Below are 22042 nucleotides of genomic sequence, written 5' to 3' on the forward strand. Positions count from 1 at the left end.
ACCTCAGGATACGTGTGGGGACTTTCGCCATGACATTGCCGCTTTGCGTGATGGTAACGAGGGGGTTTTTCTCGCTCAGGTACTAAGATGTCGGGAAGAAATGTGCATCTCTTATTGTCAGTCTTCTGGTGGACCTGGTGACACAGGTTGGTCAGAACATAAAGGAAACTTATAAAATAATAACCCATGTTATAAAATTAGAAATATTAATGTAAATCAAGGCGGTCGCAGAACTGGGGTGAAAATTGGTAGTCATCGGATTTGTTTTTTGTTTTTTAATATCAATTGCTTATGATTTTTTCTCAAAAGAGTGGGGTGACATGGGGAGTTTTTTTCTTCTGTTATGAGTATATTGTGTTCAGGAAAATTTCACAGCAGAGCAAAAATCAGTGAAATATTATGTTTTGCCCCTTTCATTTTTGTGATCGTAGTCACATAATTATCAAAATGCTGATAGGCTTGCGTTGTATGAATCAGGCCGAAGGCGGTACAGTGGCGTAGCATTAGGATTAATCCTACGTTCTATGTTGGACGCAATACAGGGAAAGGATGAGCCTGAAGTTATGAAGAGATGGTATCTCAAACTTATCAACATTGATGCTGTATTTTTCGTCATATTAGAAGATTATAAAGTAATAGAATTGTCTGGCACCGATAGTTTTCATGCCACCTATGGAGAGTGATTGTTTAGCGGGTGAGCACTCTATCACCTAACTTATGTTTGAAACATAGTCTGTCGGGATGGGAATATGGGTACCTCTGAATTGCTAAAACACATTTATGACATCAATTTGTCTTATTTGTTACTGGCTCAGCGATTAATAAACGACGAAAAAGCATCAGCGATGTTCCGGTTGGGTGTCAATGAAGAAATGGCTGATGCATTGATGCAATTGACCTTACCGCAAATGGTCAAACTAGCTGAAACCAATCAGCTGATATGCCACTTCCGCTTCAGTGATCACAATACGATTAAGTTATTAACACAAGAATCCCGAGTTGATGATCTGCAACAGATTCATACCGGTATTTTGTTGTCGAGTCATTTATTACAAGAGCTATCTTCAAAAGAAGATAGCTTGCCTAAGAAAAGGGCATAATGATGGCTGAGAAAAGTATTGTTCAGGAAGCTAAGGACATACAGCTGGCGATGGAGCTCATTTCATTGGGCGCACGCCTCCAGATGCTAGAAAGCGAGACCCAATTAAGCCGTGGCCGCTTGATTAAGCTCTATAAAGAATTGAGAGGTAGCCCCCCGCCTAAAGGGATGCTGCCATTTTCTACCGACTGGTTCATGACATGGGAACAGAACATCCATTCTTCCATGTTTTATAACGCCTACCTGTTTTTGCTCAAGAATGGTCAATGCAGCGGTGTTGAAGCGGTCATCAAGGCTTATCGCCTTTACCTCGAACAATGTGCCCCTCAAAGCGATGTGCCGTTGCTGGCGTTGACCCGCGCCTGGACACTGGTACGCTTTGTTGATAGCGGCATGTTGCAGCTGTCCTCATGCAATTGCTGCAAGGGCATGTTTATCACCCATGCACACCAGCCTAAAAACAGTTTTGTCTGCAGTTTATGCCAGCCACCTTCCCGAGCAGTAAAAAGACGTAAACTTTCGCCGAGTGTTGCCGATATGATACCTCAACTGCTGGACGAACAGGTTAAGCATGCAGTCTGAGCCTGATGGCGATTTTGTGGTTCTGTCATCGCGCGTTCATTGCTCGATGGCAGTATCCCCTCCAAATAAGTCGTTGGTAAGACTGCATTTATAACTCTCTCAGCTACCCTTTTACTATCTATAAGGAATTCTTGTGCTGGTTATATTGGGTTATCTTGTCACTATAGGCTCCATACTTGGCGGTTATCTTATCGTTGGTGGCGAGTTGGGGGCGTTGTATCAGCCTTCAGAACTGCTGATTATCGGTGGCGCTGCAGTAGGGGCCTTTATTGTAGGTAACAATGCCAAAGCTATTAAAGCGACGATGAAGGCTTTGCCGGTGCTATTTCAGGGCTCCAAATATACTAAAGCTGTGTATATGGACCTGATGGCAGTTTTATTCCGGTTGATGGCCAAGTCTCGCCAGCAGGGTATGCTTTCTCTGGAATTTGACATCGATAACCCGAAAGAGAGTGAGATATTTTCCAATTATCCCCGCATTCTTGCTGATAACTACATTGTCGAATTCGTTACGGATTATCTGCGTTTGATGGTTAGCGGTAACATGAATGCGTTTGAAATTGAAACGCTGATGGATGAAGAGATCGAAACCGTCGAGCATGAAGTTGAAGTACCGGCTACCAGTTTGAACCTGATGGGGGATGGTTTGCCCGCATTTGGTATCGTAGCCGCAGTTATGGGGGTAGTGCACTCTCTGGCGTTCGTTGATCGTCCTGCGGCAGAGCTGGGTATGATGATTGCCCACGCCATGGTGGGGACGTTCCTGGGTATTTTGCTGGCTTACGGCTTCGTGTCGCCTTTGGCATCACTGTTGCGTCAGAAGAACTCAGAGAAGCTCAAGGTGCTACAATGTATCAAGGTAACCCTGTTATCCAGCCTGAATGGCTATGCGCCACAGATTGCCGTTGAGTTTGGACGTAAAACGCTTTATTCAACCGTGCGTCCTTCATTTACTGAAATGGAAGAGCATATTCGTAATGTGAAGGCTCCGGCACAGCAGGCATCGGAAAATGACGCATGAAACACCAGCATCCCATTATCCGCAAAAAACGTAAATCGGGACATGCCGCCCACCATGGTGGTTCATGGAAGATTGCTTATGCTGACTTCATGACTGCTATGATGGCGCTTTTTTTGGTCATGTGGTTGATTGCCATTTCCTCGCCTTCCCAGTTGGCTCAGATTGCTGAGTATTTTCGTACACCACTAAAAATTGCTATCACATCTGGTCCGAAGATTAGTGATGCTTCCAATCCTATCCCTGGTGGCGGTTCTGACCCTACACAGCAGGAAGGGGATGTGAAGCGGCAGATTGATACGATGGATGGGCGTCTTGAAGAAATTAAGCTGAATAAATTGCGGGAACGACTCGATCAATTGATTGAGGCGGATCCGCGCCTCAGAGCATTAAGGCCGCATCTGTTGATTGAAATGGTTGATGAAGGTTTGCGCATCCAGATTATCGATAGTAACAATCGCCCCATGTTTAAGACGGGGAGTGCGCAGGTCGAACCTTACATGAGTGATATTTTGCGAGCCATCGCGCCGATTTTGAATGATATTCCCAATAAGATCAGTTTATCGGGCCATACTGATGATGCGCAGTATGCGATGGGAGAGCGTGGCTATAGTAACTGGGAGCTTTCAGCTGATCGTGCCAACGCTTCCCGGCGTGAGTTAATTGCGGGCGGACTGGCCGATGGCAAAGTTTTGCGTGTTGTGGGTATGGCTGACACGATGAATTTGAAGCAGGCGAAAGGCGGCAGTGATGCCATCAACCGGCGAATCAGTCTGGTTGTCCTGAATAAGCAGGCTCAGGAGAATATCGAACGTGAGAATGCTGAAAGCAGTGCAGTAAACATTGATAAAATAGAAAATTTACAAAACATGGGGATGGATAAAGCCAAGCCAGTTACCGCGCCTGCCGATAACGGTAACAGTACGGCTACACCACAACCCGAAACCAATGGGACGCCTGTATCTGGCTCAACTGTGGCTCCTGTTCAGGCACCCGCAACAGCGGTGCCTGCGTCGGGAGCGAATGGCTCATCGGCAACAAGCCGTCGGCAGCCTACGACAGCTTTGCCAGCAGCACCTGATAGTCAGGCGACACCTTCTTCAACAAGCCGCGATTCACAGCAGAGGTGACCCACGTGAGCATGGACATGAGTGCTTTTTATCAAACATTTTTTGATGAAGCAGATGAATTGTTGGCGGACATGGAGCAGCATCTATTGCAACTTGATCCGTTAGCGCCCGATACGGAACAGATGAATGCCATATTTCGTGCTGCTCACTCGATTAAAGGGGGCGCGGGAACATTTGGTTTCACTGTATTACAGGAAACTACTCATATACTAGAAAACCTGTTGGATGGTGCCAGACGCGGTGAAATGCGGCTGAGCACTGACATTATCAACCTGTTTTTGGAAACCAAAGATATCATGCAGGATCAGTTGGATGCTTACAAAACCGCGCAAGAGCCCAACGCCGAAAGCTTTGAGTATATCTGTCAGGCTCTGCGCCAGCTTGCCCTGGAGTCCAAAGAAAATGGTACTGCCGGAGCGGCCGCCCCTGTCAAAGCAGCAGAGGCTGAACAGTCGGTTTCCGCACCCTCAGCCGCGGCGTCTGCCGGTGGCCACTCGGGATTGCGTATAGCCCTTACCAACCTGAAAGAATCGGATATTCCTCAGTTACTTGAAGAACTGGGTAATCTCGGAACAGTCAAGGACTCCGTCCAGACCAGTAACAGTGTTGAACTGACGCTCGATACATCAGCCAGCGAAGATGACATCAGTGCTGTGCTGTGTTTTGTGCTGGAGCCAGATCAGATTAGCTTCAAGTCAGCTACCGGTGAGGCACCCGCAGCCCAAGCTGCGCCTGTCGCTGCCGCCGAACCTGTCGAGGCCGCTCCTGCGGTTGCACCAGCGCCGCCTGCGGCACCGGTCGCGGCTGCACCTGCAGCTAAGCCTGCTGGTGGCAATAATGATGCCGCTAAAGGCAGACAGAAAACAGGTGATACCAGTATCCGTGTAGCGGTGGAAAAAGTTGACCAGCTCATTAACCTGGTTGGCGAATTGGTTATTACTCAGTCTATGCTGGCTCAGCGTTCCAGTGCTCTTGATCCTGTCGCGCATGGCGACCTGCTCAATAGCATGGGGCAACTGGAAAGAAACGCCCGCGATCTGCAAGAGTCAGTGATGTCCATCCGTATGATGCCGATGGAATATGTGTTCAGCCGTTTCCCGCGTCTGGTGCGCGACCTGGCGGCTAAATTGGGTAAAGAAGTTGAGCTGACTCTGCAAGGGAGTTCAACTGAACTGGATAAGAGCCTGATTGAACGCATCATTGACCCATTGACGCACCTTGTGCGTAACAGCCTTGATCACGGTATTGAATCACCCGATAAGCGCATTGAATCAGGTAAGCCTGCGGTAGGGAACCTGACTCTGTCCGCGGAACATCAGGGCGGTAATATTTGCATCGAAGTGATTGACGACGGTGCCGGTTTGAATCGTGAACGTATTCTGGCCAAAGCGTTGTCCCAGGGGATGGCTGTCAGTGAAAGTATGACTGACGAAGATGTCGGTATGCTGATCTTTGCTCCAGGTTTTTCTACTGCAGAGAAAGTGACTGATGTGTCAGGCCGTGGCGTGGGTATGGATGTGGTGAAACGGAATATTCAGGAAATGGGTGGCCATGTTGAAATCCATTTCGTGAAAGGTAAAGGAACGACAATTCGCATTCTGTTGCCGCTGACACTGGCCATACTTGATGGGATGTCAGTCAAGGTTAACGATGAAGTCTTTATTCTGCCACTTAACGCCGTGATGGAATCTCTGCAGCCTCAGTCTGAGGATTTGTATCCTCTGGCAGGGGGAGAGCGAGTGTTGCAGGTTCGTGGCGAATATCTGCCACTGGTTGAGCTGTATCAGGTATTCGATGTCGCCGGAGCAAAAACGGATGCCACTCAGGGTATCGTCGTTATTCTGCAGAGTGCTGGCCGTCGTTATGCCTTGCTGGTTGACCAGTTGATTGGTCAGCATCAGGTTGTTGTGAAAAACCTGGAAAGCAACTACCGCAAGGTGCCAGGCGTTTCAGCCGCAACTATTTTGGGTGATGGTAGCGTAGCGCTGATTGTGGATGTTTCTGCGTTGCAGGCGCTTTATCGGGAAAAGCGTGTGGTTGAAACCGCAGCTTAACAGCAAATTACAGCTATAGATTAAAGGTGAGAAACATGACTGGACTTGCAAATGTCACAAAATTAGCAGGCGAGACAGTAGGTCAGGAATTTTTGATTTTCACGCTGGGTGATGAAGAATACGGCGTGGATATTTTGAAGGTTCAAGAAATTCGCGGTTACGATCAAGTTACCCGTATTGCCAATACCCCAGAGTTTATTAAAGGTGTAACCAACCTGCGTGGCGTTATCGTGCCAATTGTCGATCTGCGCATCAAATTTATGCAGCAGGAAGTCGACTATGATGACAATACCGTTGTTATCGTATTGAACCTGGGACAGCGTGTTGTGGGCATCGTAGTCGATGGCGTTTCTGATGTTCTGTCCCTGACGACTGAGCAAATTCGCCCGGCACCGGAGTTTGCTGTAACACTGTCAACAGAATACCTCACCGGACTGGGTTCGCTTGGGGAACGTATGTTGATTCTGGTAGATATTGAAAGGCTACTCAGCAGCGAAGAAATGGCGCTAGTTGATAGCGTCATGAAGGTTTGATAAAAAAGCCATACTGGGCCACTTCGGTGGCCCATATCATTTATTACCCCTAATCTCTGGAAGTTAAAAGGTTATAGAGATACCAAAGCATCAGGGATCGTTGCAATTAAGGTTTTAATATGCTGAATCGTATAAAAGTTGTTACTGGGCTTGTTATTATTCTTGGACTATTTATTGTTCTCCAAATCATTTCCGGCGGACTGTTTTTTAATGCATTGAAGTCGGACAGAGATATCTTCACGACGACAAGAATTATTAACCAACAAAAATCAGAGCTGGAATCGACCTGGTCTTACTTATTGCAAACGCGTAACACGCTGAACCGTGCAGGAACACGTTACGCGATGGATATCTCTGGTGGGGTTTCCGGCGGGGTATCAGCGAAAGATCTGATTGAACTGGCGAAAAAGCAACTGGTGATCGCCAATACCCATTTTGCCAATTATGAAAAAATCCCGTATACAAATCAGCAAGATCCGGCCGTTGCTCAGGCGGTAAAAGATAATTACACCGCACTGAACAACGCATTAAGTGAGTTGATTGTTTTTATCTCTACCGGAAAGCTGAAGGAATTTTTTGATCAACCTACCCAGGGTTTTCAGGACAGGTTCGAGAAGGCTTATTATTCTTACAAAGACTCTTACGACAAAGTTTATGCCAGCGCAGTAGAAGAGAATAATGCGTCTTATTCGACGGCGTTGTGGCTGTTGGTCTCCGTCACTATATTTGTTGTAGTAATGGCGCTGATCGTCTGGTTGGGTATCAACCGTTCGCTGGTTCAGCCATTGCATAATCTTATTGAACATATTCGTCATATGGCGAAAGGTGATCTGACGACCCGGATTGATTTTCATGGCACCAATGAGATGGGCATTCTGGCTGACAGTCTGCGACATATGCAAACCGAGTTTTTTACAACGGTGAGTGCGGTTCGACAGAGTGCGGAAGCTATTTACACTGGTGCATCGGAAATCAGTGCCGGTAACACTGACTTGTCCTCAAGAACGGAACAGCAGGCTGCCGCACTTGAAGAGACAGCCGCCAGCATGGAACAGCTCACCTCTACCGTGAAGCAGAATGCTGAAAACGCGCGGCAGGCGAGCCAACTGGCTTTGAGTGCGTCTGAAACTGCGCAAAAAGGCGGGAAAGTGGTCGATAACGTGGTGAAAACCATGCATAACATTGCGGGAAGCTCGCAGAAGATTGCTGATATCACCAGTGTGATCGACGGTATCGCGTTCCAGACTAATATTCTGGCACTAAATGCCGCGGTTGAGGCTGCCAGGGCAGGGGAGCAGGGACGGGGCTTCGCTGTTGTTGCGGGAGAAGTCCGTAGCCTGGCCCAGCGTAGTGCGCAGGCGGCGAAAGAGATTAAGTCTCTGATTGACGACTCGGTAAATCGGGTTGAGGAAGGCTCCGTACTGGTTGAAAGCGCCGGTGAAACTATGGGAGAAATAGTGGGTGCCGTTACTCGCGTGACTGACATCATGGGAGAAATCGCATCGGCTTCTGAGGAGCAAAGTCGCGGTATCGATCAAGTCGGTCAGGCGGTAACCGAAATGGATCGGGTTACCCAGCAAAACTCCGCGTTGGTTGAAGAGTCTGCTTCTGCGGCCCACTCGCTCGAAGAGCAGGTTCGAGTGCTGAATCAGGCGGTAGCGGTGTTCCGTTTATCGGAAAATAACGTCATGACAAGTCGGCCTGCTGCGGTTGCCGCTTCGACACGTGGCGTTGCCAGACCCGCTTTGCTGGCAACCTCAGTAACGACGGACGTAGAGAAAAAGGCCAGAACCAGTAAAACCACAGATAACTGGGAAACCTTTTAATCGTTTTTAATGACTGAATCGGGTGGGTCGGGATATGACCTACCCGATTGATAGTTAGATAGTAATGGAAATTTATCCTGAGCAACGATGTTGAGTATAAATTTTCGATTGGCTAATTTTTCGGCTTTCAGTTCTATTTCTGATGAAAGTCGTATCACGGAACAGAAAAAATAGCTGATAAGATCTATATTGATGTTGTTTACTTAAGATTTTTTTAAGGGATTTTGTGCAGTAATAGTCCCTAGGCTGTACAGAGGAACTGACGGTTTTGAGACAAATGTTGCAGTTTTAATTTTTGTTGCCGTTATGACGCCTCTTTAGTTAAAGAAAGGTTTAATACAGCCGATTTATATAACTAATGCCGATTGTATAGGCGTATTTTAGCGAGCCTCAAAGGGCGACTCTCAGTCAGCAGCGTTGGTTGGTAAAGATGGTGCTACTCAGGGAGTGTGGCGACGATGAAGATTGAATTGTTTTAGTGTGAACAATCTTCATGATGAACAATATCAATTTGAACCATTGTGTGATTACCGCTATTAATTCGTCGGAAAAAGACGGATAAAAGCAGGTTTCCCAGTGGTATGTTGATAGATAGCGTTCATCTCGTGGCGAAGCTTGAGATAAGGCATTAGACCTGTAATAGTCATAATGGGAAGTCTGATTGAAAAACAATAAAATCATCTATCCATTTTCGGGCGGTCAGATATGAATAATACACCATCGCCAAATCGTTCAGGTTCTACATCTATTTTGAGCCAGATGGTTGAACGGTTGCCGCTGTCTGATGTTCACTTCCGGAGAATCAGTCAGCTCATCTATCAACGTGCTGGTATTGTACTGGCCGACCATAAACGTGAAATGGTCTATAACCGCTTGGTTAGACGATTGCGTTTGTTGGGAATCAATGATTTTGGTCAGTACCTCGCGTTGTTGGAATCGGATCCCAATAGTGCTGAGTGGCAGGCGTTCATCAATGCGTTAACAACTAATTTGACGGCATTTTTTCGCGAGGCCCATCATTTTCCTATCCTCGCCGAGCATGCCCGCAAACGACAGGGTGGGTACAGCATCTGGTGTACTGCAGCCTCCACAGGGGAGGAACCGTATTCTCTGGCTATGACGCTAGCGGAAGTTTATGGCGATCGCGCCAGTAACTGCCAGATAACAGCCAGTGATATTGATACACAAGTTTTAGAGAAAGCGTCTGCAGGTATTTATCGGCAGGAAGATCTTCGATCGCTTTCTCCACAGCAGATGCAGCGCTTCTTTTTGCGTGGAACCGGGCCGCACAGTGGCCTGGTTCGGGTTCGTCCGGATCTGGCGAACATGATTCATTTTCAGCAAGTGAATTTGTTGGCACCAGAGTGGTCTGTACCTGCGCCGTTTGATGCGATCTTTTGTCGTAATGTAATGATTTATTTTGATAAAGAGACTCAGGAACGCATTTTACGTCGTTTTGTTCCGCTACTTAAACCAGGCGGATTATTGTTTGCCGGACACTCAGAGAACTTCAGTCAGATCAGTCGGGAATTCTACCTGCGCGGGCAGACTGTTTATGGGCTGGCTAAGGAAAGATAATGAGCAAAATAAAAGTATTATGTGTTGATGATTCTGCCCTGATGCGACAGATCATGACCGAAATCATTAATAGTCATCCCGATATGGAAGTGGTTGCTACTGCACCTGACCCATTGGTGGCACGCGATCTGATCAAGAAATTCAACCCGCAGGTGTTGACGCTTGATGTGGAAATGCCACGTATGGATGGCCTTGATTTTCTTGAGAAGTTAATGCGCCTTCGCCCAATGCCGGTGGTGATGGTGTCTTCGTTGACGGGGAAAGGTTCTGAAATTACTTTGCGGGCGCTTGAACTTGGAGCTATTGACTTCGTTACCAAGCCTCAATTGGGTATTCGCGAGGGGATGCTGGCATACAGTGAGCTGATTGCGGAAAAAATCCGCATGGCTGCCAAAGCACGTCTGCCGCAGCGTAGTACGGGGGTTGCACCTTCGGTATTGCTCCCCAGCATGCCGCTGCTCAGTAGTGAAAAGTTGATCGCAATTGGTGCGTCAACAGGCGGGACTGAGGCAATCCGACATGTTTTACAGCCGCTGCCGCCAACCAGCCCGGCATTACTGATTACTCAGCATATGCCGCCAGGATTTACCAAGTCTTTTGCTGAGCGACTGAACAAGCTGTGTCAGATTACAGTAAAAGAAGCTGAAGATGGTGAACGTGTCCTCCCAGGACATGCTTATATCGCACCTGGCGCTCGCCATCTTGAGCTGGCGCGTAGTGGCGCGAACTATCAGGTAAAACTGCATGATGGCCCGCCGGTCAATCGTCATCGTCCTTCTGTTGACGTACTGTTCCACTCTGTTGCACAGTACGCCGGACGAAATGCAGTAGGAGTAATCCTAACCGGCATGGGGAATGATGGTGCCGCAGGAATGCTGGAGCTTCATAATGCGGGGGCGTATACGATCGCGCAGAATGAAGCCAGTTGTGTAGTATTCGGTATGCCTCGAGAGGCTATTGCACTCGGTGGTGTCGATGAGGTGGTGGATTTGCACCAGGTGAGTCAGCGGATGCTGGCACAAGTTTCTGCCGGACAGGCATTACGTATATAGCAGCTCCGGGGTGAGCAATAATATTAGGAGTAGGTATGGCTGATAAAGAACTCAGATTTTTAGTAGTGGATGATTTTTCGACAATGCGCCGTATTGTTCGAAATCTACTAAAAGAACTGGGCTTCAACAATGTGGAAGAAGCGGAGGATGGCGCTGATGCTCTGAACAAACTTCGTTCGGGCGGTTTCGATTTTGTCATTTCTGACTGGAACATGCCTAATATGGACGGATTGGAACTGTTACAGGCTATCCGTGCCGACGGCGCGCTTTCCAAGCTCCCAGTGTTGATGGTAACCGCTGAAGCAAAGAAAGAGAATATTATTGCTGCAGCACAGGCTGGTGCCAGCGGTTATGTTGTTAAACCGTTTACTGCCGCTACGCTTGAAGAAAAGCTGAGTAAGATTTTCGAAAAGCTTGGTATGTAAGGAGATGCCATGAATCCACATCCGATGCCCATTAACGATCATGCGTCTGCTACAGAGATTATTTCTCGTATCGGGCAATTGACACGCATGCTGCGTGACAGCCTGAAAGAGCTTGGTTTAGATCAGGCGATCACCGAAGCGGCCGAAGCGATTCCTGATGCTCGTGATCGTCTTGATTATGTTGTTCAAATGACTGCGCAGGCTGCAGAGCGTGCATTGAGTTGTGTTGAAGCAGCCCAGCCTCGTCAGAACCAACTGGAAGAAGAATCTAAAGCCCTGAAAACCCGTTGGGATCAGTGGTTTGAGAATCCGATTGAACTCTCTGAGGCACGCGAGTTGGTTACTGATACGCGTAGCTACCTTGAGTCCGTTCCGGATCATACTGCGTTTACCAATGCCCAGTTACTGGAAATCATGATGGCACAGGATTTCCAGGACTTAACCGGGCAAGTTATTAAACGCATGATGGATGTTGTTCAGGAAATCGAAAAACAACTGCTGATGGTATTGCTGGAAAATATTCCAGAAAAACCGTCTGATGCACGTCGTGCGAATGAAGGTCTGCTTAACGGACCTCAGGTTGATAAAACCGCTGCAGGTATTGTTTCCAATCAGGATCAGGTCGATGACCTGTTGGATAGCCTGGGTTTTTGATTTCACCCCGACACCCATTGCATCCTTCGTATGAGTGGGCATCGTGGCGTAAAGTATGTGGATTTTTACGGTCGGGCTTGTCCCGATCGTAAATTCCTGCTTCCTTTCTTATGCAATAAAATAAATAGCCACTTATTTTCTCCTTTGTTCTACCCATAAGAACTTGCCGGATTTTGTCATGCTAGCGTTGTATAACTTTATGTCAGCGAGCGTTAACAGGAGCGGCTCTAGTGGCAGATGATAGCGATCTGGAGAAAACAGAAGCTCCCACCCCCCAACGAACAGAAAAAGCCCGAGAAGAAGGTCAGATCCCTCGATCGAAGGAGCTGACGTCAGTGTTCATGCTGATTGCCGGTCTCGCTATTTTATGGGGATATGGTTCCAGTATGGCTGGCAGATTGTCCGATATGATGGCTAAAGGGTTGATTTTTGACCACGGCTTCATCAATGACGAACGGTTGATCATCTCCCATGTTGGTACGTTGCTCGAGCAGGCGGTGCTGGCGCTTGTACCTATCTTGTTTGGATTAGTCTTGGTCGCCTTGGGGGCTCCCATATTGCTGGGTGGCCTGATTTTCAGTACTAAGGCGATAAGTTTCGATTTTGGCAAGATGAACCCGTTATCTGGGTTGAAGCGCATGTTTTCGACCCAGGTGTTGGCTGAGTTATTTAAAGCAATCCTTAAAGCCGTTATTGTCGGTCTTATTACTTTTTGGTTTCTCCGGCACAACTGGAATAGTATGTTGCACCTTGTGTCGGAACCTATGGGGATGGCGATAAAAGATGCGCTGAATATCGCTTTCCTGTGCTGTTTTTGGGTGATCCTCGGGCTCTTCCCTATGGTAGGCTTTGACGTGGCGTGGCAGATATGGAGCCATATTAAACGGCTACGTATGAGCAAGCAGGAAATTCGTGACGAATACAAAGAGCACGAAGGGGATCCGCATATTAAAAACCGTATCCGCCAGCAGCAGCGGGCGATGGCACAGCGCCGAATGATGTCGGATGTACCGAAAGCAGATGTTATCGTCACCAACCCGACTCATTATGCTGTCGCGCTGAAGTATGATGAAAAGAAAATGAGTGCACCCCGGGTGCTGGCCAAAGGTGCTGATCGCATAGCGCAGCGTATACGTGAACTCGGTACAGAGAATCGTATCCCGATACTGGAAGCGCCGCCATTGGCGCGAGCCCTTTACCGTCATACTGAAATTGGGCAGCAGATCCCGACCGGATTATATGCCGCTGTTGCTGAAGTGCTTTCGTGGGTCTATCAGCTCAAACGCTGGAAACGTGAAGGCGGATTGATTCCGCGTAAACCTAAAAACTTACCTGTGCCGGATGCACTGGATTTTGCTAAAGAGAAAACAACCGATGGCTAACCTGGCCTCTTTACTTCGCCTACCTGGCAATATGAAAGGTTCGCAATGGCAGATTCTGGCAGGACCTGTTCTGATATTGCTTATCCTGTCGATGATGGTTCTGCCGCTGCCACCGTTTGTTTTGGACCTGCTGTTTACGTTCAACATTGCGCTGTCCATTATGGTGTTGCTGGTTGCGATGTTTACCCAGCGTACGCTCGATTTTGCAGCCTTCCCGACTATCTTGTTGTTTTCGACACTGCTGCGTTTGTCACTTAACGTTGCGTCGACACGTATCATTCTAATGGAAGGGCATACTGGTGCAGCTGCAGCAGGGAGAGTGGTTGAAGCGTTTGGTCACTTCCTGGTAGGGGGTAATTTTGCCATCGGTATTGTGGTGTTTATTATCCTGGTCCTGATCAACTTCATGGTCATCACCAAGGGTGCTGGGCGTATCGCGGAAGTAGGTGCACGCTTTACCCTGGACGGGATGCCCGGTAAACAAATGGCGATTGATGCCGATTTGAACGCTGGGTTGATTGGTGAGGATGAAGCTAAAAAACGGCGTTCTGAAGTCACCCAGGAAGCGGATTTCTATGGCTCCATGGACGGTGCGAGTAAATTCGTGCGCGGTGATGCTATCGCCGGGCTGATGATCATGGCCATCAACGTCATCGGTGGCTTGTTGGTGGGGGTCGTTCAGCACGATATGGTGCTGGGGCAGGCTGTTGAAAACTACACTCTCCTGACCATCGGTGATGGTCTGGTTGCACAAATTCCGGCGCTGGTCATTTCAACCGCCGCCGGTGTGATTGTGACCCGGGTCAGTACCGATCAGGATGTCGGTCAACAGATGGTAAGCCAACTGTTCAATAACCCACGTGTCATGATTTTAAGTGCGGGGGTATTGGGACTAATTGGTCTGGTTCCCGGCATGCCTAACTTTGTTTTCCTGCTGTTTACCACTGCGCTGTTAGGGCTGGCCTGGTGGATGAAGAAAGGGGACGAGAATAAAGCTGCATTTGCTGCGACGGAGGCAGCGACTGCGACCCCGGCAGCACCACAGGTGGTAGAGGCCAGTTGGTCTGATGTACAACTGGAAGATCCGCTTGGAATGGAGGTGGGATACCGTCTGATCCCTATGGTGGATTTCCAGCAAAACGGTGAGTTACTTGGACGTATCCGTAGTATCCGCAAGAAGTTTGCTCAGGAAATGGGATTCCTCCCACCAGTAGTGCATATTCGAGATAACCTGGATTTGCAGCCTGCCAGCTATCGCATACTGATGAAAGGTGTCGAGATTGGTAGTGGTGAAGCACATCCGGGGCGTTGGATGGCGATTAACCCTGGCAATGCGGTTGGTACGCTACCGGGAGATCTGACTAAAGATCCGGCTTTTGGTTTACCTGCTGTCTGGATAGAAAGTGCATTGAAAGAACAGGCGCAAACCCAAGGGTTTACTGTAGTTGAAGCTAGTACAGTGGTAGCAACGCACCTGAATCATTTGCTTAGCTTGCACGCCAGTGAGTTGTTTGGCCGCCAGGAAGCGCAACAACTGATGGACCGCGTATCTCAGGAAATGCCAAAGCTAACCGAAGATTTTATCCCGGGCGTAGTGACGTTAACCACGTTACACAAAGTACTGCAGAATTTGTTAAGCGAGCAGGTATCGATTCGCGATATGCGGACGGTTATCGAAACGTTGGCTGAGCATGCGGCAGTACAAACGGATCCTAATGAACTGACGACTGCTGTACGCATTGCACTCGGACGGGCTATCACTCAGCAGTGGTTCCCGGGTGATACGGAACTTCAGGTCATCGGTCTTGATGGCGCGCTGGAACGTTTGCTATTGCAAGCGCTTCAGGGGGGAGGCGGTCTGGAGCCCGGATTGAGTGACCGGTTACTGGATCAGGCTCGACAGGCATTGCAACGACAGGAAGTACTGGGGGCACCGCCGGTATTGTTGGTCAACCACGCACTGCGCGGGTTGTTGTCGCGATTCCTGCGCCGCAGTCTGCCGCAGATTGCCGTACTGTCGAACCTTGAGATCAGCGATAGTCGTCAAATCAGGATGACATCAATGATTGGTGGCGAGCTTTCCTGATGAAGAAAATCATGATGGCCGTGCTTTGGGGGATGACGGCAGTAATATCATCGCCCTCAGCCTATGCTCAGCAAGGCGGCTGGAATGCCAGTCTGACAGGGCCGTCATTTCAATACAAAGGGATGTTAGCATCTTCCCCTGCTTTTCTCCCGCCCTCCGGATTGGGTGTTAACACTGCCCAATCCGTCACAGTAATCTACTGGCGATATCAATTGAAATCTCCCGCACCGATAGATTTGGCTGTTAAGCTCTGTGCGGCTAATCGGTGCGTTAATCTGGATGGTGCCAGTGGGCAAACCTACGGATTACAAGGCATACCGGCGAATAGTGAGTTTAGAATGCTATTTTATGTACCCGGCTCCGGGCGTATGGCAACGTCCGTCGATGTGTCATCTAACGAGATATCAGTAAACTACAAGTAACCTATTCGTGATGAATGGTGATAGCTCACAGGCAGTACTCAACGTGTGGTGCAGTGAATAAGTAGATAAAGCGGAACGAAATTAGATACTAATCCGACGACCAGAAATCGAATTGCTCCGAGACTGACCATCAGGTCCGTACAGAGACTGTGCATGACGTGGCTTTAGTACCGCCAGTGCTTTCTCGTTGTGATCGAGGTGGTAGCCAAGCAACAACCCATTGTGCTGGTTTTTGTCACGCAGTGCTTCACTTAATTCGGAAATTTGCTGCCAGACTTGAGCAACAGTCGGGTGGGAACTGTAGGGGGCTTTTACTCGTAATGCAGACTCGCCCTGAAGACGAATTTTCTCCAGATGCTGGATAGTGGCTAACAATGAACTCTTTCTATCGGTGATCACTTGTAGAGCGGGGCCATCAACATGACCGGCGCAGAGCAACGACTGCTCATCAGACAACACGGCTTCAAGTTCACGCATGTTGAGCAGAAGTTGCTCCAGCAGCTTTACAAGTTTTTCCATTGAATTACTCGCCTGAAATCAAGTCCTGCGCATTTTTGATTAATGCGTCAGCAATTTTACCGACGTTCATTTTTAATGAACCGTCACGAATAGCCTGTTTCAGCGTTTCAACACGCTGTACGTCGATATCCTGGGCAGATGGCTGCATCAGTTTGGACTGAGCGTCACTCAACTTCACCTGAGTACCCGTCACAGAACTTTGCTGCCCGGTTTCTTCTTTACGCTTTAATTTTGCTACGTCGCCAGTATCCCGAGGCTGAACCTGGCTTACCGGTTTGACTGACTGGGTCCGATCAATGCTCATGGTAGTGTGCTCATGTCATAAAAGGTATAAATGATGATAATCAGCGAGATAGGCTTAATTGCCCACTCTGGTTGCTAACTTGACCAGCGTTATCATCAGCGACTATGTTCATCATATCGGCAGCATTGAGCATTACTTTAGCAAATTATTGTGAGATCAGAATAATCCCATCTCCACTCGCGATACCAGAAACAACCTGTCCTGACGCTGTACGAGCTCGCGCTTGCTGCCCCGATGCTGCATTGTTCATTGCCTTCCCTTCGCTGCGCACACTAAAGCCATCGCCTTGCGCAAGAATCTGGACGTTTTGCCCGGCACGGATCACCCATGGCTTTCTGATCATCACTTGGGTGATGGCCTGGCCGGGGGCGATATCTCGCAACGCAACGGCACCCTGAACGTCTTCTTGTGTAAACAAAGCATGAGGAGGCAGTTGGTCTATCCTGCCGCGGACCATCCGGATATCTCCAGATGCCAGCTCGGTACCCCGGCTAATCGGAGCCGCTGCCGCCACATAATTCCCAGTAACTTGTACTTCAACCTGAACAAAACGTCGGTCCTGATTGCAGCGCACTGACACGGAAAGGTTACCCCATATCCTTGCGTTTCCTGGTAATGAAATCTGTGGGTTGTCACAGACGGGCCATTGCGCTTCGGGCGTTTTCACGACGACGTTCACAGTATTGGATGAGCCTTTGAAGTTATCCGAAAAAAAACGGGATAACTGTGATGCAAGATCGGCAGCATTCACCAGTATCGGGGTAAACAGCAAACCCAAGATCGATAACTGTATGTATTTTCTGATATCCAGCATCCGTTTTATGCTCTCTCAAACCCGGTTAATTTCACGTTACCAGTGTAACGGCACTTGCTTACAGTTAAGGCAATAAATAGCGCTTCATTTTATGCCTATTCTTGCGATGATTTTTGCAGGATGAGAATTATCCTACGCAGACTAAAGTTTAAATTGCGGAGGGAGCATGCTCGATAAATTGGATGCGGCGCTACGGTTTCAGCAAGAAGCGTTGAATCTCCGTGCCCAACGTCAGGAGATTCTGGCGGCTAACATTGCAAACGCCGATACCCCTGGCTATCAGGCGCGTGACATTGATTTCGCCAGCGAACTGAATAAGGTCATGGAACAAGGGCGCACCAGCAATCAATCCGTTTCGCTGAACCTGACGTCTACACGCCACATTCCTGCGCAGGCGGTAGAGCCACCCGCGCTCGATTTGCTCTACCGCGTGCCGACTCAACCTGCGCTTGATGGCAACACTGTTGATATGGATCGCGAGCGTACCAATTTCGCGGACAACAGTCTCAAGTATCAAAGTAGCCTGACCCTCATCAGCGGGCAGATTAAAGGGATGATGTCGGTACTGCAGTCCGGGTCATCATAACAGTACTGGTGACAGATATAAGGTTGATGTCTCATGTCGTTACTTAATATTTTCGATATTTCCGGCTCGGCGCTTTCTGCCCAGTCTCAACGCCTTAATGTCAGCGCCAGTAACCTGGCTAACGCTGACAGCGTTACAGGACCTGATGGTCAGCCTTATCGCGCCAAGCAGGTAGTTTTTGAGGTCGATGCGGCTCCGGGGCAGGCGACCGGCGGTGTGAAAGTCGCCAAAGTGGTTGAAGATCCTTCTCCGGAAAAACTGGTCTATCAGCCGGGTAATCCGCTGGCCGATGCCAAAGGCTATGTCCGCATGCCGAATGTGGATCCGGTCAATGAGATGGTGAACACCATTTCAGCATCCCGAAGCTATCAGGCGAACGTGGAAGTATTGAATACCACAAAATCGATGATGCTAAAGACTCTCACTATTGGTCAGTAATCTGGAGAAATCATGGCTACTACCTCTTCTGTCAGCGGTGCTCAAAGTACGACATCGACGACGTCGACATCGTCTATTAGCGGAAGCAGTGCTGCTGACTTACAGAACAGCTTTCTGACTCTACTGGTTGCTCAGCTGAAGAATCAGGATCCTACAAATCCGATGGATAACAACCAACTGGTTTCACAGCTGGCCCAGTTAAACACGGTGAGCGGTATCGAAAAACTGAACACTACCCTCGGCTCCATCTCTACGCAAATCAACAGTAATCAATCTATCCAGGCCGCCTCATTAATTGGTCATGGTGTTTTGGTGCCTGGTAGCACCGTATTGGTTGGCAAAGAAACCACCACACCGTTTGGTGTTGAACTGGAAAGTGCAGCGGATAGCGTTAGCGTCAACGTCACTGACAGCTCAGGAAAAGTGATTCGTACCATTGATCTGGGAGCATTGAGCGCCGGGGTTCATGCATATTCCTGGGATGGCAAGGCTACTGATGGTACAACGGCACCGGATGGTTCTTATACTATTTCAGTGTCTGCGACCTCAAACGGTACTCAACAGGTTGTTCAGGCTCTGAATTATGCCTATGTGAATGGTGTTGTGACCAATAGCAGCGGTGCATTGCTGGATTTGGGTCTGAGTGGCCAGTCCACGCTGGATAATGTACGCCAGATTTTGTAGCAGTTACGGATATAACGCGCGTCACTTTTTAGTGAATAACAGTTCATCAATCTTCAGGAGAGCATCATGAGCTTTTCTCAGGCGGTCAGTGGCTTAAACGCTGCCTCTAGTAATCTGGACGTCATTGGTAACAACATTGCCAACTCCGCTACTGTTGGCTTTAAAGCCAGCAACATCTCTTTTGCCGATATGTACGCAGGCTCCAACGTAGGCTTGGGTACCAAAGTCGCGTCCGTACTGCAGGATTTCGGCAACGGTTCCATCAACAACACATCGCGTGCGCTTGATGTAGCCATCAACGGTAACGGTTTTTATCGCCTGCTCGATACTAACGGTAGCGTGGTTTATAGCCGTAACGGCCAGTTCACGTTGGACAGCAGCCGTAATATCGTCAACTCACAGGGCCTGCAATTGACGGGGTATCCCGCCACCGGTACACCACCGACCATTCAACAGGGTGCAAGTCCGGTTGCGCTAAGTATTCCCGAAACGACAATGTCGGCTAAAGCGACGTCGACGGCTTCGATTATTGCCAACCTGAACTCTTCTGATAGCACCAATACCTGGAACGCAACCGATCCGACCAACACCTCAAACTACAAAGGTTCTATTACTACCTACGATAGCTTGGGTAACGCGCACAACTTCGGGCTGTATTTCGTGAAAACCGCCGCTAACAGTTGGGACGTATACGCACAGGACACTAGCATTAGTGGTGCCGGTTTCCAGGGGCCGACGACATTGTCTTTCAACAGTAGCGGTGCACTGACGACCACCACGCCAGCAACGATCAGCATGGCGACACTGAACGGTTCTGCCGCCAGCACCTTCACGCTTGCATTTACCGGTACGGTACAGCAGAACAGCGGTTCTAACAGTACCAAAACGCCAACACAGGATGGTTATGCGCCGGGCGAACTGACCGGTTACAGCATCAGCGACGATGGTACAGTTGTCGGCTCTTACTCCAACTCGAAAACGCAGGTACTCGGTCAGATTGCACTGGCTAACTTCGCTAACCCGGAAGGGTTGTCTCCTCAGGGGGATAACGTTTGGGCGGCAACCAGCAATTCTGGTCAGGCAGTTGTGGGTCTTGCGGGTTCCGGTAACCTCGGGAAGCTGGTAGGCAAGGCAACAGAAAGTTCCAACGTCGATATGAGTAAAGAGTTGGTTAACATGATCGTTGCTCAGCGTAACTATCAGTCAAATGCTCAGACGATCAAAACGCAGGATCAGATACTCAACACGTTGGTTAACCTGCGTTAATTATCATAACGAGGATATTGCATGGATCACGCTATCTATACAGCGATGGGCGCGGCAAGTCAGACGCTGGAGCAACAAGCTGTTACGTCGCATAACATGGCTAACGCCTCTACGCCGGGTTTCCGTGCGCAACTGGCTGCGATGCGTGCCGTGCCAATCCAGGGGGTTACGAATGAAACCCGCACACTGGTAGTGTCCTCGACACCCGGGGTGGATACCACCCCGGGTTCTATGGATTACACCGGGCGTTCTATGGATGTTGCACTTTCTCAGGACGGCTGGCTGGCGGTACGAGCAGCGGACGGCAGTGAGGCCTATACCCGTAATGGTAATATGGAGATTAATTCCAACGGGCAACTGACTGTTCAGGGCAACCTGGTCATGGGTGATGGCGGGCCGATCGAGGTTCCACCACAAACCCAACTGACTATCGGTCCCGATGGCACCATCAATGCCCTGAACCCCAGTGATGCCGCCAATACGGTAACTCAGATCGGGCGTCTGAAACTGGTCAAAGCGACAGCGAATGAAGTGGTTCGCGGCGATGACGGTTTCTTCCGTGTTTCCCCTGCTGTGCAGCAGCAGCGTGGTGCGGTACTGCAGAATGACGCCACGGTCAGAGTCATGCCTGGGGTATTGGAAGGTAGTAACGTCAATACGGTTGAATCGATGGTGGAAATGATCTCCAACTCACGCCGTTTTGAGATGCAGATGAAAGTGATTAGCAGTGTTGACGATAATACGCAGCGTGCTAATCAGATACTTGCGATGAATTAAGTGCCCTTGCGCACAGGAGTGACTCGATGATCCGTTCTTTATGGATTGCCAAAACCGGTCTGAACGCCCAGCAAACCAATATGGATGTTATATCCAACAACCTGGCAAACGTCAGCACCAACGGTTTTAAACGTCAGCGTGCCGTATTTGAAGACCTGATGTATCAAACTGTACGCCAGCCGGGGGCGCAGTCTTCTGAACAGACCACTCTGCCGTCAGGTCTGCAGTTGGGGACGGGTGTGCGTCCGGTTTCGACCGAGCGTATCCACACGCAAGGGGGGTTGACTGAAACCGGTAATGCTAAAGACCTGGCAATCAACGGCGCAGGTTTCTTTCAGGTATTGATGCCGGATGGCACAACCCAGTATACCCGTGATGGTTCTTTCCAACTGGATTCGAATGGCCAGCTGGTGACATCCAGCGGTTTTCAGGTTCAACCTGCGATCACTATTCCGGCGAATGCAACCAACATTACGGTTGGTCGTGACGGTGTGGTGACCGTGACTCAACAGGGACAAACTGCACCTGTTCAGGTCGGACAGCTCAACCTGGCCATGTTTATCAACGAGGCCGGATTGCAGAATATGGGTGAAAACCTGTATGCAGAAACGGCCAGTTCCGGTGCCCCGACCCAGAGTACGCCTGGATTGAATGGTGCAGGTCTGATTATGCAAAAATATGTTGAAACATCGAACGTGAATGTGGCTGAAGAACTGGTTTCCATGATTCAGACTCAGCGCGCGTATGAAATCAACAGTAAGGCCATCTCGTCCACGGACCAGATGCTGCAAAAACTGACCCAGTTGTAATCTT

Annotated in this window: 23 protein-coding genes; 20 read left to right on the forward strand and 3 right to left on the reverse strand. The window is 49.0% G+C overall.

What is annotated here, in order from left to right; genetic code table 11:
- Nucleotides 1-749: 749 nt before the first annotated feature.
- The 14 genes from flhD to DD586_RS07520 all read left to right on the forward strand — a co-directional run bounded on the left by flhD (nt 750) and on the right by DD586_RS07520 (nt 15841).
- On the forward strand, nt 750-1100 hold the full coding sequence (flhD, locus tag DD586_RS07455; RefSeq protein ID WP_012884196.1) for a flagellar transcriptional regulator FlhD: 351 nt from the start codon (nt 750-752) through the stop codon (nt 1098-1100).
- Nucleotides 1101-1102: 2 nt separating this feature from the next.
- A complete protein-coding gene (gene flhC, locus DD586_RS07460) occupies nt 1103-1681 on the forward strand; it encodes a flagellar transcriptional regulator FlhC (RefSeq protein WP_012884197.1) in 579 nt (192 codons plus the stop codon).
- A 133-nt stretch (nt 1682-1814) separates the two neighbouring features.
- Nucleotides 1815-2702: a flagellar motor stator protein MotA gene (gene motA, locus DD586_RS07465; RefSeq protein ID WP_012884198.1), complete on the forward strand. Its 888-nt coding sequence runs from the start codon at nt 1815-1817 to the stop codon at nt 2700-2702.
- Nucleotides 2699-3829 (forward strand): flagellar motor protein MotB, encoded by a 1131-nt coding sequence (gene motB, locus DD586_RS07470; protein ID WP_012884199.1) that lies wholly within the window; start codon nt 2699-2701, stop codon nt 3827-3829. Before motA ends, motB begins: the two co-directional genes overlap by 4 nt.
- A 17-nt stretch (nt 3830-3846) precedes the next feature.
- Nucleotides 3847-5883 (forward strand): chemotaxis protein CheA, encoded by a 2037-nt coding sequence (gene cheA / locus DD586_RS07475; RefSeq protein WP_012884200.1) that lies wholly within the window; start codon nt 3847-3849, stop codon nt 5881-5883.
- 35 nt (nt 5884-5918) lie between these two features.
- A complete protein-coding gene (gene cheW, locus DD586_RS07480; protein WP_012884201.1) occupies nt 5919-6416 on the forward strand; it encodes a chemotaxis protein CheW in 498 nt (165 codons plus the stop codon).
- Between the two features lie 119 nt (nt 6417-6535).
- Nucleotides 6536-8242 (forward strand): methyl-accepting chemotaxis protein, encoded by a 1707-nt coding sequence (locus DD586_RS07485; RefSeq protein WP_012884202.1) that lies wholly within the window; start codon nt 6536-6538, stop codon nt 8240-8242.
- Nucleotides 8243-8947: 705 nt separating this feature from the next.
- Nucleotides 8948-9820 (forward strand): protein-glutamate O-methyltransferase CheR, encoded by an 873-nt coding sequence (gene cheR, locus DD586_RS07490; protein ID WP_012884203.1) that lies wholly within the window; start codon nt 8948-8950, stop codon nt 9818-9820.
- A complete protein-coding gene (locus tag DD586_RS07495; RefSeq protein ID WP_012884204.1) occupies nt 9820-10872 on the forward strand; it encodes a protein-glutamate methylesterase/protein-glutamine glutaminase in 1053 nt (350 codons plus the stop codon). The genes cheR and DD586_RS07495 overlap by 1 nt, the downstream gene beginning before the upstream one ends.
- A gap of 35 nt (nt 10873-10907) precedes the next feature.
- A complete protein-coding gene (cheY, locus tag DD586_RS07500) occupies nt 10908-11297 on the forward strand; it encodes a chemotaxis response regulator CheY (protein ID WP_012884205.1) in 390 nt (129 codons plus the stop codon).
- 9 nt (nt 11298-11306) lie between these two features.
- Entirely contained in the window at nt 11307-11951 is a 645-nt protein-coding gene (cheZ, locus tag DD586_RS07505) for a protein phosphatase CheZ (protein WP_012884206.1), read from the forward strand.
- 230 nt (nt 11952-12181) lie between these two features.
- Nucleotides 12182-13333, forward strand: a complete 1152-nt coding sequence (flhB, locus tag DD586_RS07510) for a flagellar biosynthesis protein FlhB (RefSeq protein ID WP_012884207.1) — start codon at nt 12182-12184, stop codon at nt 13331-13333.
- Complete coding sequence (gene flhA, locus DD586_RS07515) at nt 13326-15419, forward strand: flagellar biosynthesis protein FlhA (protein ID WP_012884208.1); 2094 nt, start codon at nt 13326-13328, stop codon at nt 15417-15419. The genes flhB and flhA overlap by 8 nt, the downstream gene beginning before the upstream one ends.
- A gap of 32 nt (nt 15420-15451) precedes the next feature.
- Nucleotides 15452-15841 (forward strand): flagellar protein FlhE, encoded by a 390-nt coding sequence (locus tag DD586_RS07520; protein WP_226511676.1) that lies wholly within the window; start codon nt 15452-15454, stop codon nt 15839-15841.
- 81 nt (nt 15842-15922) lie between these two features.
- Here DD586_RS07520 and DD586_RS07525 read toward each other — a convergent pair whose 3' ends face one another.
- From DD586_RS07525 to flgA, 3 genes are all read right to left on the reverse strand, one after another.
- Nucleotides 15923-16360, reverse strand: coding sequence for a flagella synthesis protein FlgN (locus tag DD586_RS07525; RefSeq protein ID WP_012884210.1), 438 nt, complete (start codon nt 16358-16360; stop codon nt 15923-15925).
- Nucleotides 16361-16364: 4 nt separating this feature from the next.
- Nucleotides 16365-16664 carry a flagellar biosynthesis anti-sigma factor FlgM gene (gene flgM, locus DD586_RS07530; protein WP_012884211.1) on the reverse strand — a complete coding sequence of 100 codons (300 nt, stop codon included), beginning with the start codon at nt 16662-16664 and terminating at the stop codon, nt 16365-16367.
- A gap of 145 nt (nt 16665-16809) precedes the next feature.
- On the reverse strand, nt 16810-17478 hold the full coding sequence (gene flgA, locus DD586_RS07535) for a flagellar basal body P-ring formation chaperone FlgA (RefSeq protein ID WP_012884212.1): 669 nt from the start codon (nt 17476-17478) through the stop codon (nt 16810-16812).
- 166 nt (nt 17479-17644) lie between these two features.
- On the opposite strand from flgA, the gene flgB reads away from it, so the two are divergent.
- The 6 genes from flgB to flgG all read left to right on the forward strand — a co-directional run bounded on the left by flgB (nt 17645) and on the right by flgG (nt 22038).
- Nucleotides 17645-18064: a flagellar basal body rod protein FlgB gene (flgB, locus tag DD586_RS07540; RefSeq protein WP_012884213.1), complete on the forward strand. Its 420-nt coding sequence runs from the start codon at nt 17645-17647 to the stop codon at nt 18062-18064.
- Between the two features lie 33 nt (nt 18065-18097).
- Nucleotides 18098-18502: a flagellar basal body rod protein FlgC gene (flgC, locus tag DD586_RS07545; protein WP_012769280.1), complete on the forward strand. Its 405-nt coding sequence runs from the start codon at nt 18098-18100 to the stop codon at nt 18500-18502.
- A 12-nt stretch (nt 18503-18514) separates the two neighbouring features.
- Nucleotides 18515-19186, forward strand: coding sequence for a flagellar hook assembly protein FlgD (gene flgD / locus DD586_RS07550; protein ID WP_012884214.1), 672 nt, complete (start codon nt 18515-18517; stop codon nt 19184-19186).
- Nucleotides 19187-19252: 66 nt separating this feature from the next.
- Complete coding sequence (gene flgE / locus DD586_RS07555; RefSeq protein ID WP_012884215.1) at nt 19253-20452, forward strand: flagellar hook protein FlgE; 1200 nt, start codon at nt 19253-19255, stop codon at nt 20450-20452.
- A 21-nt stretch (nt 20453-20473) separates the two neighbouring features.
- Nucleotides 20474-21229 carry a flagellar basal body rod protein FlgF gene (locus DD586_RS07560; RefSeq protein WP_012884216.1) on the forward strand — a complete coding sequence of 252 codons (756 nt, stop codon included), beginning with the start codon at nt 20474-20476 and terminating at the stop codon, nt 21227-21229.
- A gap of 26 nt (nt 21230-21255) precedes the next feature.
- Nucleotides 21256-22038 carry a flagellar basal-body rod protein FlgG gene (gene flgG, locus DD586_RS07565; RefSeq protein WP_012884217.1) on the forward strand — a complete coding sequence of 261 codons (783 nt, stop codon included), beginning with the start codon at nt 21256-21258 and terminating at the stop codon, nt 22036-22038.
- Nucleotides 22039-22042: the final 4 nt, after the last annotated feature.

Source organism: Dickeya parazeae Ech586 (assembly GCF_000025065.1).
GTDB classification, from domain to species: Bacteria; Pseudomonadota; Gammaproteobacteria; order Enterobacterales; family Enterobacteriaceae; genus Dickeya; species Dickeya zeae.

What these genes read in the sequence shown, in the direction of transcription:
- flhD (WP_012884196.1), top strand. Translation starts at nt 750, where the DNA reads ATGGGTACCTCTGAATTGCTAAAACACATTTATGACATCAATTTGTCT.
- flhC (WP_012884197.1), top strand. Translation starts at nt 1,103, where the DNA reads ATGGCTGAGAAAAGTATTGTTCAGGAAGCTAAGGACATACAGCTGGCG.
- motB (WP_012884199.1), top strand. Translation starts at nt 2,699, where the DNA reads ATGAAACACCAGCATCCCATTATCCGCAAAAAACGTAAATCGGGACAT.
- cheA (WP_012884200.1), top strand. Translation starts at nt 3,847, where the DNA reads ATGAGTGCTTTTTATCAAACATTTTTTGATGAAGCAGATGAATTGTTG.
- cheW (WP_012884201.1), top strand. Translation starts at nt 5,919, where the DNA reads ATGACTGGACTTGCAAATGTCACAAAATTAGCAGGCGAGACAGTAGGT.
- DD586_RS07485 (WP_012884202.1), top strand. Translation starts at nt 6,536, where the DNA reads ATGCTGAATCGTATAAAAGTTGTTACTGGGCTTGTTATTATTCTTGGA.
- cheR (WP_012884203.1), top strand. Translation starts at nt 8,948, where the DNA reads ATGAATAATACACCATCGCCAAATCGTTCAGGTTCTACATCTATTTTG.
- DD586_RS07495 (WP_012884204.1), top strand. Translation starts at nt 9,820, where the DNA reads ATGAGCAAAATAAAAGTATTATGTGTTGATGATTCTGCCCTGATGCGA.
- cheY (WP_012884205.1), top strand. Translation starts at nt 10,908, where the DNA reads ATGGCTGATAAAGAACTCAGATTTTTAGTAGTGGATGATTTTTCGACA.
- cheZ (WP_012884206.1), top strand. Translation starts at nt 11,307, where the DNA reads ATGAATCCACATCCGATGCCCATTAACGATCATGCGTCTGCTACAGAG.
- flhA (WP_012884208.1), top strand. Translation starts at nt 13,326, where the DNA reads ATGGCTAACCTGGCCTCTTTACTTCGCCTACCTGGCAATATGAAAGGT.
- DD586_RS07520 (WP_226511676.1), top strand. Translation starts at nt 15,452, where the DNA reads ATGACGGCAGTAATATCATCGCCCTCAGCCTATGCTCAGCAAGGCGGC.
- DD586_RS07525 (WP_012884210.1), bottom strand. Translation starts at nt 16,360, where the DNA reads ATGGAAAAACTTGTAAAGCTGCTGGAGCAACTTCTGCTCAACATGCGT.
- flgM (WP_012884211.1), bottom strand. Translation starts at nt 16,664, where the DNA reads ATGAGCATTGATCGGACCCAGTCAGTCAAACCGGTAAGCCAGGTTCAG.
- flgA (WP_012884212.1), bottom strand. Translation starts at nt 17,478, where the DNA reads ATGCTGGATATCAGAAAATACATACAGTTATCGATCTTGGGTTTGCTG.
- flgB (WP_012884213.1), top strand. Translation starts at nt 17,645, where the DNA reads ATGCTCGATAAATTGGATGCGGCGCTACGGTTTCAGCAAGAAGCGTTG.
- flgC (WP_012769280.1), top strand. Translation starts at nt 18,098, where the DNA reads ATGTCGTTACTTAATATTTTCGATATTTCCGGCTCGGCGCTTTCTGCC.
- flgD (WP_012884214.1), top strand. Translation starts at nt 18,515, where the DNA reads ATGGCTACTACCTCTTCTGTCAGCGGTGCTCAAAGTACGACATCGACG.
- flgE (WP_012884215.1), top strand. Translation starts at nt 19,253, where the DNA reads ATGAGCTTTTCTCAGGCGGTCAGTGGCTTAAACGCTGCCTCTAGTAAT.
- DD586_RS07560 (WP_012884216.1), top strand. Translation starts at nt 20,474, where the DNA reads ATGGATCACGCTATCTATACAGCGATGGGCGCGGCAAGTCAGACGCTG.
- flgG (WP_012884217.1), top strand. Translation starts at nt 21,256, where the DNA reads ATGATCCGTTCTTTATGGATTGCCAAAACCGGTCTGAACGCCCAGCAA.